Here is a 16,082-nt window from a genome sequence, read left to right as displayed (position 1 = left end):
TTCTTCGAATGGTCTAAGAGATTTCTTCATAGATCGCCGCCGTCTGCGCCGCCACCGCGTCCCAGGAAAACTGCCGCGCTCTCCCCCTTCCCTTTTTTCTAAGAAGATTCCTCTTCTCCTCGTCCCCGAGCAGCGCGTTCAGTGCATTCGCGATCGTCGCCGCGTCGTGCGGATTGAAGAAGATCGCCGCCTCGCCGCCCGCCTCGTGCAGCGCCGGAAGGTCCGAGCACGCCACCGGCGTCCCGGCCGCCTGCGCCTCGAGGACCGGGAGGCCGAAGCCTTCCGCGAAGGACGGAAGGACGAGCGCCTCGGCGAGCGCCACGAGTGCGGGCACGTCGGCGTCGGGCACGAACCCGACGGCCTTCACGCCCTCGGGCAGCTCGCGCCCCGGCTCGACGCCCGCGAGGACGAGCGAGAGCGCGGGGTGTTCGGCGCGCACGTGCGGCCACGCGCGGAGCAGCCCCTCGAGGTTCTTGTGCGGCTTGTCGTTGCCGAGGAAGAGAAGAAAAGAGGAGATTTCTTTTGAAAGTGAATCGGGGCGTGGGAGGCGGCTCTCCGACGCCTCCGGGGCCCGCGCCGGCGCGCGCCAGCCGGCCGTCGCGCCCGCCACCCTCTTCCCCCATTCGAAGAACTCTTCTCTTACGCCATTCGGAATTACGACGACCTTGCCGCCCTGATAGGGTCCGAAAGCAAGAATCTCTTCCCGCGTCGCCTCCGAAACCGCGATGACGCGCGCGGAGAGGCGCATCGCCCGCCCGATCATCCACGTCGCGTACGCGCGCTTCCAGGGTGCGCCGTGCTCGGGCCGGGTCAGGTGCATGAGGTCGTGGATCGTGACCACGGTGGCCGCGGGCGGCTGGACCGGCACGACGTAGTGCGGCGCGTGGAAGACGGCGGGCTTCAGGCGCGCGATGGCGCCGCGCACCGCGAAGAGCTCGGCGACCGAGTAGTGGCGCGCGTCGCAGGCCACGGGCGCGACTCCGGGCGGCAGCAGCGCGTCGCCGCCGGGGTGCACGGTCGCGCAGAGGTCCCACCGCTCCTGTCGCGCGAGACCCCCGAGCAGGCCGCGGATGTAGCTGCCGATCCCGAAGTCTCCGGCCTTGCGGGCGTCCACGAGAACGCGGGGCCGCGTCACGAGAGCGCCTCCTCGAAGAGAGCGCGCATCTTCCGCGCGGCGGACGCCCAGGTAAACGTCGCCGCCCGCGCCGGCCCCATTGCGGCGGCCCAGCGCCGGAACGCCTCGTCGTCGTGGGCGCGCTCGATCGCCGCGGCGATCGAGGAGGCGTCGCCCGGGTCGGGGAGGAGGCCGGCGTCGCCGACCACCTCGGGCAGGGACGAGGCCGAGGACGCGACGACCGGCGTCCCGAGCGCCATCGCCTCGAGAGGCGGCAGGCCGAAGCCCTCGTAGAGGCTCGGGTACGCGAAGACGCGCGCGCCCGCCATCCACCGGGAACGCTCGCCTCCCGCGAGGTAGCCGGCGGGCCGGATGCGCGCGGCGTGGCGCGAAGACGCGATCCGGCCGGCGAAGTCGTGCAGGCCCCAGCCTTCCGTCCCGGCGAGGACGAGGTCGGGGAATTCGGGCCGCCGGTCCCAGATCGACTCCATCGCCTCCACGAGGCGCGGGAGGTTCTTGCGGGGCTCGAGCGTGCCGAGCGACAGGACATACGGCCGGCCCTCGTTCGGCGCCGGGCCGCCGGCGGGAGCGGGAGAGGTTTCGACGCCGTTGTGAACCACGGTGGTCTTCCCGGCCGCGTCGGGGAAATGTGCGACGAGGTCGCGGCGCGAGTGTTCCGAGACGGCCGCGATCCGCCTCGCGGCCCGGACGCTTCCGCCGATGAGGGGGGTGAATCCGAGCCGGTTCTTCCAGGAGTGCCACTCCGGGAAGAGGAGCGGCGTCACGTCGTGGACCGTTGCGACCGAAGGCGGCCCGCCTGCCAGCGGGACGATGCCGAGGCAGCCGAAGAACGCGTCCGCCCCCGCCCGGCGCGCCGCCGGGCCGGCGGCGGTCTGGAGCCACAGCGTCCCGGGGAGTCTCGCCGAGGCGGCCACGGCCACCCGGCCCGTGAGGGAGGGGGGGACGAAGACCGGCCGTGGGGACAGGAGGATGAAGCCGTCCCCCGGCCGGTCGGCCAGCCAGGCGGTCAACAGGCCCTCGAGGTAGCGCCCGACGCCGGTCGGCCTCTCCTCCAGCGGCCGCGCGTCGACGGCAATGCGCATCCGGTCCATGTTATATTCCGCGGCTCCTCTTCGCTGAGGAGACTCCCTGTATGGACCTGAATCTGGAAACGGCTTTCGACGAGCCGGTCGATCTTTCTCATGAATTCGAGATCCCGAGCGGACGTCTCGAGAGGCCGGAGCTTCTCTCGCTGTCGCCGGTCTCGTTCACGGGGCGCCTCGAAAGGGTCGACCTCGGCTTCGTCCTGACCGGACGCCTCGCGTTCTCCGGCGTGGTCGCCTGCGCGCGGTGCCTCGCCCCCGTGCCGTTCGTGCGCAAGGAGGAGGTCTCCTGGACCTTCATGCCCGCGCATGTGAAGCCGGTGGAGAAACCCAAGGCGGTCAAGCCGGCCGACGGCAAGCCCGCCAAGGCCGGCAAGGGCGCCGAGAAGAACGAGGACGACGACGGGGACGAGCTCTCGGCGGCGGACCTCGACATCCTCTATTACGAGGACTTCGTCGTGCCCTTCGACCCTCTCGTCGAGGAGCAGCTGCAGCTCGAGCTGCCGATGAAGGCGCTCTGCCGGGACGACTGCAAGGGCCTTTGCCCCCAGTGCGGTTCCGACCGCAACGCGGCCCCCTGCGATTGCGCGCCGCCCCCGGACGAGCGGTGGAAGTCGCTCAAGGCGATCCTCGAAACGGACGACAAGAACTGAAGAGAACGAGCGGACCTTTCCGGCCCCGCACCGACCACAGGAGACGACGATGCCGAACCCAAAGCACCGACACAGCAAGACGCGCCGCGACCTGCGCCGCGCGCACGACTTCCTGAAGCCCAAGCAGACGTCGAACTGCCCGAACTGCGGCATCGAGAAGCTGCCGCACCGCGTGTGCGCGGCCTGCGGCTGGTACAAGGGCCGCGAGGTCACGACCGGGGCCACGAAGTAGCTTGACGATCGCCGTCGACGCGATGGGGGGCGACCACGCCCCTCGCGTCAACGTGGAGGGGGCGGTCGCGGCTGCGATCGACTTCGGCCTCGACACGCTCCTCGTGGGGCGGCGGAAAGAGGTCGAGTCCGAGCTCCTCCGCACGGGTTACACGGGCGGCCGGGTGGGCGTCGTGGACGCGGACGAGGTCGTCCTCTTCGACGAGCCCTCCATCACCCCGATCCGCAAGAAGCGGCGCGCGTCCATCCGCATCGCCGCCGAGTGCGTCCGCGACGGGCGCGCGAGCGGGGTGTTCACGGCGGGTCACACCGGTGCCGCGATGGTCGTCGCGAAGATGATCATGGGCGTCGTCGAGGGAATCGACCGCCCGGCTCTCGCAACGGTCCTCCCGGGCCTCAAGAAGAAGCAGGTCCTCCTCGACGTCGGCGCGAACATCACGTGCCGGCCCGAGCACTACCGCGAGTTCGCGCTCATGGGCCACTTCTACGCGCAGGAGGTCCTCGGCGTCGCGAAGCCGAAGATCGGCCTGATGTCCGTCGGCGAGGAAGAGGGCAAGGGCACGGACACCACGCGCGAGGTCTTCGGCCTCCTGAAGGAGTCCGGCCTGAACTTCATCGGAAACGTCGAGGGGCGCGACGTCTACTCCGGCGACGTCGACGTCATCGTCACGGACGGCTTCACGGGCAACGTGATCCTCAAGGTCTCCGAGAGCCTCGCGCACCTCGTCGAGCAGGCGCTCAAGCAGGAGATCACCCGCAGCCTCCAGGCTTCGATGGGCTTCCTCCTCTCGAAGGACGCCTTCCGCTCCTTCAAGAAGCGCCTCGACTACAGCGAGTACGGCGGCGCGCCGCTCCTCGGCGTCAAGGGGGCCTGCTTCATCGGCCACGGGCGCTCGAACGCGAAGGCCGTGCGCAACGCGATCAGGGCGGCGCACGACTTCGTGGAACGCCGGATTCCCGACAAGATCCGCGACAAGGCGATGACGTTCGCGCCGCCCGCCGTCACCCGTTAAGATCCCGCCTTTCCGTCTGGGAGGAGGACCGATGCTCCACGCCACCATCGCCGGCACCGGCCGGGCCGTTCCCGACCGGATCCTTTCGAACGCCGATCTCGAGAAGATGGTCGAGACGTCGGACGACTGGATCACGTCGCGCACCGGCATCCGCGAGCGCCGGATGGCGGGGCCCGGCGACATCCTGTCGGACTTCTGCGTCCGGGCGGCGACGCCGGCGCTGGAGGCCGCGGGCCTCGTCCCCATGGACCTCGACACGATCATTCTCGCGACCTGCACGCCCGACCACCCGATCCCGGGCGCGGCGCCCGTCGTCCAGCACAAGCTCGGCGCGAAGAAGGCCGCCGCGTTCGACCTGAACGCCGCCTGCTCGGGCTGGCTCTACGGTCTCCACGTCGCCGACGGCCTCGTGCAGTCCGGGAAGGCGAAGAACATCCTCCTCATCGGCGCCGAGTTCCTGACGCGCTTCACCGACTACACGGACCGCGGCACGTGCGTCCTCTTCGGCGACGGGGCCGGCGCGACGGTGCTCAAGGCGACCTCGTCGGACCACGGCGTCCTCTCGACCGCGATCCGGACGGATGGCGAGGGCTCGTGCTTCATCTCGATGCCCGGCGGCGGCTCGACTTATCCCCCGAACCGGCCCGAAACGCTCGAGGCGCGTCTCACGTTCATCCAGATGAAGGGCGGCGACACGTTCAAGGCCGCGATCCGCGCGATGGTCGAGGTCTGCAAGGAAGTCCTCGCGGAGAGCGGTTTCACGGAGAACGACGTCGCGTGGCTGCTCCCGCACCAGGCGAACGAGCGCATCCTCACGGCGACGGCCGACCGCCTCAAGATTCCCGCCGAGCGCTGCATGAACAACATCGCGCGTTACGGAAACACGAGCGCCGCTTCGATTCCGATCGCGCTCGACGAATACGCGCGCGCCGGGAAGATCAAGCGCGGAGACCTCATCCTGATCACGGCGTTCGGAGGCGGCCTCACGTGGGGCGCGGCCCTCGTCCGCTGGTGACGGCGTGAGCGGCGTCGCCCTTCTCTTTCCCGGGCAGGGGTCCCAGTTCGCGGGAATGGGGAAGGACCTCGCCGAGCGGTTCCCCGAGGCGCGGGAGGTCTACGCCCGCGCGGACGCGGCGCTCGCGCCGCTCGGCCTCGTCGTCTCGAAGGTCTCGTTCGAGGGGACGGACGAGGAGCTCAAGCAGACCGCCGTCACGCAGCCCGCGATCCTCACGCATGCCGTCGCCGTCCTCGCGGTCCTGAAGGCGAAGGGCGTCGTCCCCGCGGTCGCGGCCGGTCACTCGCTCGGCGAGTACGCGGCCCTCGTCGCCGCGGGCGCGCTCACGCTCGAGGACGCAGTCGTCCTCGTGCGGCGCCGCGGCACGTTCATGCAGGAAGCCGTCCCGTCCGGCCGCGGCGCGATGTCGGCCGTCATCGGCCTCGCCCCCGAGCTCGTCGTGGAGGCCTGCGCCGAGGCCGCCGCGGCCTCGGGCGAGGTCGTGTCCGCCGCGAACTTCAACTCGCCCGAGCAGACCGTCATCGCGGGCTCGGCCGCGGGTGTCGCGAAGGCGGGGGAGATCCTGAAGGCGAAGGGCGCAAAGCGAGTCCTCCCGCTCCCGGTCTCGGCGCCGTTTCACTGCGCGCTCATGAGGCCGGCCGAGCAGGCGCTCTCGCCGTTCCTCGACGCGGCGGCCTTCGCCCCGCTCGCGATTCCCGTCGTGAACAACGCCGACGCGGACGTCGAGACGGATCCCGATGCCGCACGGGAAGCCCTTCGCAGACAGGTCTGTTCGCCCGTGCGCTGGGTCGAGTCCGTCCAGCGCCTCTCCGGGATGGCAGCCTCCGCGATCGAGGTCGGCCCCGGCACCGTGCTCTCGGGCCTCGCGAGGCGCATCGCGAAGGACTGGCCCGTGAAGACGACGTCCACCGCCGCCGCTCTCGACACCTTCTCCTGAAAGGAACGCCGATGGCCGTCTCGTTCTCCCTCACCGGCAAGATCGCGCTCGTCACCGGGGGCTCCCAGGGCATCGGGGAGTCCATCGCGAAGGCGCTCGCCGCCGCCGGCGCGCACGTCGTCGTGGCCGCCCGCAGCGAGGACAAGGCCGCCGCGGTCGCCCAGGCGATCGCCGCCGCGGGCGGCTCGGCCGAGGCGCTCCGGCTGGACGTCGCCGACCCGGCCTCCGTGACGGCCGGGTTCAAGGCCGTCGTCGACAAGCACGGAAAGCTCGACGTTCTCGTCAACAACGCGGGGATCACGGACGACGGACTCATCCTGCGCATGTCGAAGGAGTCGTGGGACAAGGTCATCGCGACCGACCTGACCGGCGTCTTCCTGTGCGCGCAGGAGGCCGCGAAGACCATGCTCAAGAAGCGCGTCGCCGGCCGCATCGTGAACATCACGTCCGTCGTGGGCCTCATGGGGAATCCCGGCCAGACGAATTACGCGGCCGCCAAGGCCGGCGTCGTGGGGTTCACGAAGGCTCTGGCGCGGGAGATCGGCTCGCGCGGGATCACGGTGAACGCGGTGGCCCCGGGCTACATCGAGACGTCCATGACGGACGTCCTGAACGAGGAGCAGAAGAAGGCCCTCGTGGGCGAAATCGTTCTCGGGCGCCTCGGGACCGGAGACGACGTGGCCGGCGCCGTGGTCTACCTGGCGTCCGACGCGGCCGCTTACGTGACCGGGACCACACTCAATGTGAGCGGCGGGCTTCATATCGGGTAAGCTCCGGGCAACGCGCCCGGGTTGAAATGAGTCGTGGGTGCGGTCAGAATCCGCTTTCCCGCGGAATCAGCAGACACATTCGGAGGAATTCGATGTCGACTTCGGTGGAAGAAAAGGTCAAGGGCATCATCGTCGAGCAGCTCGGCGTGCAGGCCGAGGAAGTGAAGGCCGACGCGTCGTTCGTGGACGATCTCGGCGCGGATTCGCTCGACACGGTCGAGCTCGTCATGGCCTTCGAGGAAGCGTTCGGCATCGAGATCCCGGACGAGGACGCCGAGAAGATCCAGAAGGTCAAGGACGCGGTTTCCTACATCGAGTCCCACGCCAAGCCGGCCTGAGGCGGCGCGGGCTCAACCCTTCGTGTCGGAACAACCAGCTCCACTCCTCGACGCCCGCGGGCGGCGCCGCGTCGCCGTCACGGGCGTCGGCCTCGTGTCGCCCATCGGCCTCACGCGGCAGGAGAACTGGGCGAGCCTGAAGGCGGGCGTCTCGGGCATCGGCCCGCTGACCCGCTTCGACGCCACGGACTACGCCTGCCGGATCGCGGGCGAGGTGCGCGGCTTCGACCCCGGAGCGTTCCTCGACAAGAAGGAAATCAAGAAGTTCGACACGTTCATCCACTACGCGGTGGCGGCGTCGAAGGACGCGATGACGGACTCCGGCCTCGTCGTGAACGAGGAGAACGCCGAGCGCGTCGGCGTGTGCATCGGCTCTGGTATCGGCGGGCTGCCGCTCATCGAGGAGACGCACAAGACGCTCCTCGAGAAGGGGCCTCGCCGGATCAGCCCGTTCTTCATTCCAGGCCTCATCGTGAACATGTGTGCGGGGCTCGTCTCGATCCTGAACGGCGCCAAGGGCCCGAACACGGCCACGGCGACCGCCTGCGCGACGTCGGCCCACGCGATCGGCGACGCCGTGAACATCATCCGCCGCGGCGACGCGGACGCGATGATCGCGGGCGGCTCCGAGTCCGTCGTCACGCCGCTCGCGATCGGCGGCTTCGCCGCGATGCGCGCGCTCTCGACGCGCAACGACGACCCGAAGACGGCCTCGCGGCCGTGGGACAAGGACCGGGACGGCTTCGTCCTCGGCGAGGGCTCGGGCGTCCTGATCCTCGAGGACCTCGCGCACGCGAAGGCGCGCGGCGCCGCGATTTACGCCGAGGTCGCCGGTTACGGGATGTCCGGCGACGCGTACCACATCAGCGCCCCGTCCGAGGACGGCGACGGCCCCTCGCGCGTCATGCTCAACACGCTCAAGGACGCCGGCGCCAATCCCGAGGAGATCCAGTACATCAACGCCCACGGCACGTCCACGCCTCACGGCGACAAGATCGAGACGACGGCCGTCAAGAAGGTCTTCGGCGACCACGCGAAGAGGCTCGCCGTCTCCTCGACGAAATCCATGACGGGGCACCTCCTCGGCGCGGCCGGCGGATACGAGGCCGGAGTTCTCGCGCTCGCGATGCGCTACGGCGTCATCCCTCCCACGATCAACTACATGACGCCGGACCCCGAGTGCGACCTCGACTACACGCCGAACACGGCGCGCGAGGTGCGCCTCCGCGCGGCGCTGTCGAACTCGTTCGGGTTCGGCGGCACGAATGCCTGCCTGATGATGCGTTCCGTCTGACGGGCGCGTCCCCCCGGGCCGAGCGGCCTGCTACGATAAACCGTGTTTCCCATCATGGGCTCGCGCCGGGCGGCTGCAGTTGCGGCCCTGCTGGCGGTCGCCGCGGCCGCGGGCGGCTTTCTCTGGTGGCGCGCGAACCGGACGTTCCTCGACCGCTGGGGTGGTGACGCCTCGCGCCTCGTGTCTGCAGCGCGCATCGGGACTCAGATCGAGGTGCTCTCCGCGAAGCCGCACCGCGCGGGCACGCCGGCGAACGGCGAGGTGGGCTCCGAGGTCGAGCGCCGCCTCGCCTCGGCCGGGCTCAAGCCGTGGAGCGACGTTCACGACGCCGACCTGTGGGAGCCCGTTACGCTGCGGCTCGCGCTCGCGGGCCCCGGAGGGCGCGAGATCGACCTCCACGAGCGCGAGGTGCCGGGCGACCCCGCGACGCGCGCGGCGAAGGACGAGTTGCCGTTCCTCGCCTACTCGCCCGACGCCGACCTCGAGGCCCCGCTCGTTTACGCGAACTTCGGCGCGGCCGAGGACTACGAGGCGCTCCGCAAGGCGGGCGTCGACCCTCGCGGCAAGGTCGCGATCGTCCACGTTCAGGGCGTCTGCCGCGGCGAGAAGGTCGCGGCCGCTGAGCGCGCCGGCGTCGCCGCGCTCCTCGTGTACCTCGAGCCGAAGGACCAGGGGGTCCTGAAGCCGGCGTACCCGGAAGGCGCCGGGCCGCACCCGGCCGCCGCGTCGCGCGGCTCGCTCCTGAAGTACTTCCGGCGCCCCGGCGACCCGCGGCGGGCGAAGGAGCGGGGCGTCGACGTCCTCCCAAAGATCCCGGCGCTCGCGATCTCCGCCGAGGCGGCCGAGGCGCTCCTCAAGGAGATGACGGGGCCCGAGCCGCCGAAGGACTGGAAGGGAACGCTCGCCGCGCCGTACGCGCTCGGGCCCGGCAAGGCGCGCGTCAGGGTCACCGTGCGCGGCCGGACCGTCCGCGCGAAGCTGCGCAACGTCCTCGCGTCCATTCCCGGCGCCGATCCGAAGGCGCCGCCGGTTCTCGTGATGGGGCACTACGACGCGTGGGTGAACGGCGCCGTCGACCCGGGCTCCGGCGCGGCCGTCGTCCTCGAGACGGCAGAAGTGCTCGCGCGCCTCGCGGAGAAGGGCTGGCGGCCGGCGCGCGGCGTCCTCTTCGCGCTCTGGGACGGCGAGGAGTGGGGAATGATCGGCTCGACCGCCTGGGTCGAGGCGCACCTCGGATCGTCTGGGCTGCCCGTCGCCGCGGCGATCAACATCGACTCGGCCGCGCGCGCGAACGACCTCTTCGCGAGCCTCACGCCCGGGCTGAGAGGCGTCTTCGACGAGGTCCTTCCGCGCGTCGCCGACCCGCTCTCGCCCGGCAAGACGCTCGCCGACTCGGCGGGGCAGCCCGCGCTCCCCGGCTTCTCGAGCGACGTGGCGCCGTTCCTCGGCTTCACGTCCGTCCCGGCCGCCGAGCTCGGGTTCGGCCGCTGGTACGGCGCGTACCACACGCTCTACGACACGCCGGCGTACGCCTCGAAGATCGCGGACCCGGGCTCCGTGCGCGCCGCGGCCCTCGCAAGGGCCGTCGCGCTCTTCGCCGGCGCTCTCGCAACGCCGCGCGTCTTCCCGTTCCGGTTCGGCGAGGTGTCGGCGTTCACGCAGCGCGAGCTGCGCGAGATCCAGGCCCGCTACCCCGGCGCGATGGGCTGGCTGCCCGCGGCCCTCAATCCTCTCGACACGCACCTCTCCGCCTTCGAGTCGGCCGCGGCCACGTGGGACGTGTACGCGCGGTCCCGCTCCGGCCAGGCGCGGGACCGCGCGCGGGCCGACGGCCTGGCGGGCCTCGCGATCGCGTCGCTCGGGACGCGCGGCGTCTTCGGGCGCGGCTGCGTCCTCTGGGGGCCGTCCGAGACGACGGGCTGTGCCGCGACGGCCCTGCCGGGCCTCGAGGACGCCGTCCGGCGGGGCGACCGCGCCGCGGTCGCGCGCGAGATCGGCCGGCTCGGCGCCGCATTCTCCCGCGCGAGGGACTTTCTCGTCGCGGGCGACTGGCTGGGACGCGGCAACAAGTCGTCGCGCGCTTCGCGTTCGGACGGCTCGGGACGCTCTTGAACCGGCGTGGCGCCGCGCCCGCGGCGCTCGCCCTCGCGGCGTTGGCCGGCTTCGCTCTCCTCGCCGCTGCGTGCGGACGGTCCCCGTACGCGGCTCGGTCGAGGCGCGTCGAGCGCCTCGTGAACGGCGCGCGCATCGGCGCGCGGGTCGAGGCGCTCGCGGCCGTTCCGCACCGCGCCGGCACCCCGGCGCAGGCGTTCGTCGTCGGGACGGTGGCCGACGCGCTGCGCGCGGACGGTCTGGAGGTCGCCGTGACGCCCTTCGAGGTCGACCTGCCCGAGCCGGGAGAGGCGTCGCTCGCGCTCGACGGCGCGCCCGCGTTCGAGCTGGCCGAACGCGCGCTTCCCGGCGATCCGTACTCGGCGGACGGCGCGCGCGAGACGCCGTTTTTCGCGTGGGCACCGCCCGGCGAGGCGCACGGGCGGGTCGTCTACGCGAACCACGGCGACCGCGGCGACTACGCGCTTCTCGCGAAGGCCGGCGTCTCCGTGAAAGGCGCGATCGTGCTCGCGCGCGCCGGGGGAATCTGCCGCTCGATGAAGTCGCTCCTCGCCGAGGAGGCGGGCGCGGCGGCGCTCCTTCTCTACCCGGAGCGGCGAGACCTCGGCGTCGTCAAGCCGGACTTTCCGGACGGCCCGTACCTGAACCCGTGGGCGGTGCCGCGCGGCTCGATGCTGCGGTACTTCGCGTGCCCGGGAGATCCGGCGCGGGAGAAGGCGAAGGACGTCCCCGGCCTCCTGCCGCGCATCCCCGCGCTCCCGGTGTCCGAGACAGTCGCGCGGGAGATCCTCGGGCACGTCGAGGGTCCGCCCGCTCCCGAGGACTGGACGGGCTGGTTGACGGTGCCGTATCGCATCGGGGCGACTCGCGAGCTCGTCCATCTCTCGGTCCGCGGCGCGCAGCGCCGCGCCATTCTCAGAAACGTATTCGGAACTCTTCCCGGTCGCCGCCGCGACGCGGCGGCCATTGTCGTCTCAGCCCACACGGACGCGTGGGTCCACGGCGCGATCGACCCGGTGTCGGGCGCGGCGACCGTTCTCGAAACGGCGGACGTCCTCGCGCGTCTCGCAAAGGACGGCTGGCGGCCCGAGCGCGACGTCGTCTTCGCGTTCTGGGACGGCGAGGAGTACGGGATGCTCGGCTCGACGCACTGGGTGGAGGAGCGGCTCGCCGACCTGCCCTCGAAGGTGGCCGCGTTCCTCTACGTCGACTCTTCCGCCCGCGCGTGGGACTTCATGGCCGACGTCTCGCCCGGACTCGCGGGCTCGCTCGACGACGTCCTCGCCGCCGTGCCCGACCCCGCGACGGGACGTCCGCTTCTCTCCGTGCGCGGGACGCTTCAGCTACCCGGTTTCAGCGGCGACACGGCGCCCTTCGTCGGAATGGGCGGCGTCGCGGGCGCGCAGGTGGGCTACGGGCGGCGCACGTACGCGATGTACCACACGGGCTACGACGACCCGCTCCTCGCGCGGCGGCACCTCGACCCGGGCTGGGGCCTGTCGTCCTCTCTCGCGCGGGTTCTCTCCGTTTGGGCCTCGACGCTCGCCGATGCGCCCGTGCCCGCGTGGAATTTCTCGGAGGTTTCGGATTTTCTCAGAAAGGAGATCGAGGGCCTGCCGGCTGCAGGGTCCGAGCCGTTTCCGCGAAGGCGCGACATTCTCGCGGCGGTGGTGAGCTTTCGCGAGGCTGCGGTGGCCTGGGACGCCGTCGGCGGCGCGTTCCGCGGCGCGCACTCTGCGGAGATCGAGCCGCTCGTGACGGGAGCGATGGCCGCGTTCCGCGATCTTCCCGGTGCGCGCGACTTCGCGCGGTCGAGCTTGCTCCTCGGGCCGTCGGCCGAGACGGGCTGCGGCACCGAGACGCTGCCCGGCCTCAGGCGCGCGCTGCACGGTGACGGCTCGCCCGCGTTCGAGACGGAGCGCCTCCTCACCGCGCTCGCGGCATCCGAAGCGAAGCTGCGCGAGGCGGTGCGCGTCGCGCGGGGCGGCCGCTAGCGGAAGTCGTGGCTCGGGACGTCGGGCAGCGCCGGCAGCGGCCAGAAGCGCTCGGCCCGAATCGACACGTTCCCGCCCTCCTTCTGGAGCGGCCCTTCCACGACGAGGCCGGCCGAGCCGACGATGAGGGCGCGGTTCTCCTTGAAGAGATCGGGGCGGACGATCGCCTGCACGATCCCGCTCTCGTCCTCGAGCGACAGGAACACGAAGCCCTTCGCCGTCCCCGGCCGCTGCCGGACGATGACGGCGCCCGCGGCCTTCACGCGGTCGCCCGCGCGCGCGTTGCGCAGCTCGGCCGCCGACAGGATGGAGCGGGAAGACAGAAGAGGCCTCAAGTGCTCGATGAGGTGCGGGCCGGCGGTCATGTCGGTCGCGCGGTAGTCGGCCGTCGTCTCCTCCACGGCGGACATCTCGGGGAGAGGGGAATTCCGCGAAGAAGAAGAAAGAGGAAGAGCTTCGTAGAGGGTCCCGAGCGGGCGGGAGACCTCCGCCACCTGCCAGAGCGCCGTGCGGCGGGAGATGCCGAGGGACGAGAGAGCGCCCGAGTAGGCGATCAAAGTCGTCTCGTCGGGGCGAAGACGGCAGCGGCGCTGAAAGTCGGCGACGTCGCGGAACGGTGCATTCGCGCGCTCCCTTCTGATGGATTCCCCCGTGATCTGTTTCAGCCCTTTGATGAACCGCATGCCCAGCCGGATTGCGAGCAGCCCCTCTTTACCTTCTAAGAAATCTTCCTCTTCTCTTTCTTTTTCCAAATCGCATTCCCATCCCGAGAAGTTCACGTCGATGGGCAGGACCGTGACGCCCTTCCGCTGGATGTCCTTCACGATCGTGGCCGGGTGGTAGAAGCCCATCGGCCACGCGTTCAGGAGGCACGCCGTGAACGCGGCGGGGTGGTGGGCCTTCAGCCACGCGCTCGCGTACGCGATGAGCGCGAAGCTGGCCGCGTGCGACTCGGGGAAGCCGTAGAGCGCGAAGGACGTGATGGACTTGACGATCTGGTCCTGCGCGGGCCCCGTGATGCCGTTCCGGTCCATCCCGGACCTCAGGCGGTCCTCGATCGCGCCCATGCGCTCCTCCGAGCGCTTGAACCCCATCGCGCGGCGCAGCTCCTCGGCCTCGCCGCCCGTGAAGCCCGCGGCCACCATCGCGATCTTGAGGAGCTGCTCCTGGAAAAGCGGCACCCCGAGCGTGCGCTTGAGGATCGGCTCGAGGCACGGGTGCGGGTACTCGACCGGCGCCTTGCCCTGCCGCCGGTCGAAGAACGGGTGGACCATGCCGCCCACGATCGGCCCGGGCCGGATGATCGCGACCTGCACGACGATGTCGTAGAAGACCATCGGCATGTGGCGGGGCAGCGAGGCCATCTGCGCGCGGCTCTCCACCTGGAAGAGGCCGATCGTGTCCGCCTTCTGGAGCATCGCGTAGACCGCCGGGTCGTCGTGCGGGATGTGCGCGAGGTCCACCTTCTCGCCCTCGTGCGCCTCGATCATCGGGATCGTCTTCTCGATCGCGCCGAGCATCCCGAGGCCGAGGAGGTCCACCTTCACGATCCCGAGGTCCGCGCAGTCGTCCTTGTCCCACTGGATGACGACGCGTCCCTCCATCGCGGCGGGCTCGAGCGGCACGACCTCGGAGAGCCTGCCCATCGCCACGACCATCCCGCCCGAGTGCTGCCCGAGGTGTCGCGGGAGGTTCTGGACGCGCATGAAGAGCGACCCGAAGTGCTTCACGCGCGCTTCCCCGGGGTCGAAGCCGGCGGCGGCCATCTCGGCCGAGAGGTCGCGCTGCCCGTCGCGGTACTCGCCGAAGCTGTAGCGCCCGAGGTGCTTGGCGAGCGTGTCGACCTGGTCCGGCGCGAAGCCGGCGGCCTTGGCCATCTCGCGCGCGGCCGAGCGGTCGCGGTACGTGATGACGTTTGCCGTCATCGCGGCCCCGTGCGCGCCGTACGTTTTGTACACGTGCTGGATGACCTTCTCCCGCTGGTCCCCCGAGGGGAGGTCGAGGTCGATGTCGGGCCATTCGCCGCGCTCTTCCGAGAGGAAGCGCTCGAAGAGGAGCTCCATCCGGACGGGGTCGACGGCCGTGATCGAGAGCGCGTAGCAGACGGCGCTGTTCGCGGCCGAGCCGCGCCCCTGCACGAGGATCTTCTCGCGCTTGCAGAAGTTCACGATGTCCCAGACGATGAGGAAGTAGCCCGCGAGGTCGAGCTTCTCGATGAGGTTCAGCTCCTTCGTGAGCTGCGCCTGGGCCTTCGTCGTGAGCGGCCGGAAGCGCCCGCGCGCGCCCTCCCACGTGACACGCCGGAGGTGCGACGACGGGGTCTCGCCCGGCGGGATCGGGTATTCGGGGAAGCGGTAGCCGAGGTCCGCGAGCGTGAACGACAGGCGCGACGCGAGCGCCGCGCTCTCCTCGAGGACGCCCGGCAGGTCGGCGAAGAGCGCCTGCATGTCGGCGGCGGACTTCAGGTGGCGCTCGCGCCCGGCGTGGAGCTTCGTCCCGGCCGCGTCGAGGTGCGTGTGATGGCGGATGCACGTGAGCGCGTCGAAGAGGTCCTTGTCGCGCCGCTGCGCGTAGCGGACGCCGTTCGTCGCGAGGACGGGCAGCCGCCGCGCGCGCGCGAGGTCGAGGAGCGCGCGGTTCTGGTGCTCCTCGCCGCGGAGGTGGTGGCGCTGCAGCTCGACGTGGACGCGCCCCGGGAAAAGCGACGTGAGGCGGTCCAGCTCCCGGCCGGCCGTCTCGAGGCCGCCCGAGACGAGGGCGCGTGTCACGGCGCTCTCCTCGCCGCCCGTCAGGACGTGCAGCCCCTCGGCGTGCGCGGCGATCTCCTCCCACGCGGCCGCCGCCTGCCCCTTCGGCTTGCCCGCCGCAGCCGCGGTGAGAAGGGAGCAGAGGTTCCGGTAGCCCTTCTGGTTCTCGACGAGGAGCGTGAGGCGGGGAAGAGAGACTCCTGGAGGAAGAGGGGGAGGGACGAGACCCAACGGGCCGGGCAGAAGCAGGTCGTCACGGCGATTGGGGATTTCTTCGAATGGTTGAGGGGGCGATTCGCTGCTTCGCGGCGCATCGGCGGGGGCGCGCGCATTTCCCCTCTTCCCCTTCAAAGAAAATCTTCCGTCTCTCTTCGGACCTCTCTCCAGCACGACTTCCGCCCCGACGAGCGCCTTGATGCCAGCCTGCTTCGCCGCCTTCCAGAAGCGCGGGGCGCCGGAGAGGCCGTTCGTGTCGATGAGCGCCATCGCGGGGAGGTCGAGGGCGGCGGCGGTGTCCGCGAGGTCCTCCGGCAGCGAGGCGCCGTTCAGGAACGAGAACGCCGACGCCGCGCGCAGCTCGGCGTACGCTCGTGCGCGCCGCAGGCTCGCCACGGGGCGCGTGTAGTCGCGCCTGCGGAGCTTTTCCTTGTGCGCTCCGGGGCCGACGTACGCCTTTCCAGGGCCCTGGCCCACCAGCGGGCCGAGCATGTCGCGCCCCGGCGGCCCGCCGTGCTTCCCGTCCCCGCGCCCGTCCATGGGAA

Annotated in this window: 13 protein-coding genes; 10 read left to right on the top strand and 3 right to left on the bottom strand. The window is 71.0% G+C overall.

Annotated elements, in window-relative coordinates; all coding sequences use genetic code 11:
* Positions 1-13: 13 nt before the first annotated feature.
* Positions 14-1,135 carry a glycosyltransferase family 4 protein gene (locus tag IPL89_02990; GenBank protein MBK9062146.1) on the bottom strand — a complete coding sequence of 374 codons (1,122 nt, stop codon included), beginning with the start codon at positions 1,133-1,135 and terminating at the stop codon, positions 14-16.
* Entirely contained in the window at positions 1,132-2,217 is a 1,086-nt protein-coding gene (locus tag IPL89_02985) for a glycosyltransferase family 4 protein (GenBank protein MBK9062145.1), read from the bottom strand. The genes IPL89_02990 and IPL89_02985 overlap by 4 nt, the downstream gene beginning before the upstream one ends.
* Positions 2,218-2,267: 50 nt before the next feature.
* On the opposite strand from IPL89_02985, the gene IPL89_02980 reads away from it, so the two are divergent.
* The 10 genes from IPL89_02980 (at position 2,268) to IPL89_02935 (ending at position 12,574) form a co-directional block, all read left to right on the top strand.
* The gene (locus tag IPL89_02980; GenBank protein MBK9062144.1) at positions 2,268-2,870 is read left to right on the top strand and encodes a DUF177 domain-containing protein; all 603 of its coding nucleotides are present in this window, start codon (positions 2,268-2,270) and stop codon (positions 2,868-2,870) included.
* Between the two features lie 49 nt (positions 2,871-2,919).
* Positions 2,920-3,102 (top strand): 50S ribosomal protein L32, encoded by a 183-nt coding sequence (gene rpmF / locus IPL89_02975; protein ID MBK9062143.1) that lies wholly within the window; start codon positions 2,920-2,922, stop codon positions 3,100-3,102.
* A 22-nt stretch (positions 3,103-3,124) separates the two neighbouring features.
* On the top strand, positions 3,125-4,114 hold the full coding sequence (gene plsX, locus IPL89_02970; protein ID MBK9062142.1) for a phosphate acyltransferase PlsX: 990 nt from the start codon (positions 3,125-3,127) through the stop codon (positions 4,112-4,114).
* A gap of 31 nt (positions 4,115-4,145) precedes the next feature.
* Positions 4,146-5,129, top strand: coding sequence for a ketoacyl-ACP synthase III (locus IPL89_02965; protein ID MBK9062141.1), 984 nt, complete (start codon positions 4,146-4,148; stop codon positions 5,127-5,129).
* A gap of 4 nt (positions 5,130-5,133) precedes the next feature.
* Positions 5,134-6,066: an ACP S-malonyltransferase gene (gene fabD, locus IPL89_02960; protein MBK9062140.1), complete on the top strand. Its 933-nt coding sequence runs from the start codon at positions 5,134-5,136 to the stop codon at positions 6,064-6,066.
* Positions 6,067-6,077: 11 nt separating this feature from the next.
* Complete coding sequence (fabG, locus tag IPL89_02955; protein ID MBK9062139.1) at positions 6,078-6,836, top strand: 3-oxoacyl-[acyl-carrier-protein] reductase; 759 nt, start codon at positions 6,078-6,080, stop codon at positions 6,834-6,836.
* Between the two features lie 92 nt (positions 6,837-6,928).
* Positions 6,929-7,174 carry an acyl carrier protein gene (gene acpP, locus IPL89_02950; protein MBK9062138.1) on the top strand — a complete coding sequence of 82 codons (246 nt, stop codon included), beginning with the start codon at positions 6,929-6,931 and terminating at the stop codon, positions 7,172-7,174.
* A gap of 22 nt (positions 7,175-7,196) precedes the next feature.
* Positions 7,197-8,468 carry a beta-ketoacyl-ACP synthase II gene (gene fabF, locus IPL89_02945; protein MBK9062137.1) on the top strand — a complete coding sequence of 424 codons (1,272 nt, stop codon included), beginning with the start codon at positions 7,197-7,199 and terminating at the stop codon, positions 8,466-8,468.
* A gap of 42 nt (positions 8,469-8,510) precedes the next feature.
* Complete coding sequence (locus tag IPL89_02940) at positions 8,511-10,580, top strand: M28 family peptidase (protein MBK9062136.1); 2,070 nt, start codon at positions 8,511-8,513, stop codon at positions 10,578-10,580.
* A complete protein-coding gene (locus tag IPL89_02935; protein ID MBK9062135.1) occupies positions 10,577-12,574 on the top strand; it encodes a M28 family peptidase in 1,998 nt (665 codons plus the stop codon). The genes IPL89_02940 and IPL89_02935 overlap by 4 nt, the downstream gene beginning before the upstream one ends.
* Here IPL89_02935 and IPL89_02930 read toward each other — a convergent pair.
* Positions 12,571-16,077: an error-prone DNA polymerase gene (locus tag IPL89_02930; protein MBK9062134.1), complete on the bottom strand. Its 3,507-nt coding sequence runs from the start codon at positions 16,075-16,077 to the stop codon at positions 12,571-12,573. The genes IPL89_02935 and IPL89_02930 overlap by 4 nt on opposite strands.
* Between the last annotated feature and the right edge of the window lie 5 nt (positions 16,078-16,082).

This window comes from Acidobacteriota bacterium (genome assembly GCA_016716715.1).
Lineage (GTDB): Bacteria > Acidobacteriota > Thermoanaerobaculia > UBA5066 > UBA5066 > Fen-183.
This window is presented reverse-complemented; position numbering and strand designations above follow the sequence as displayed.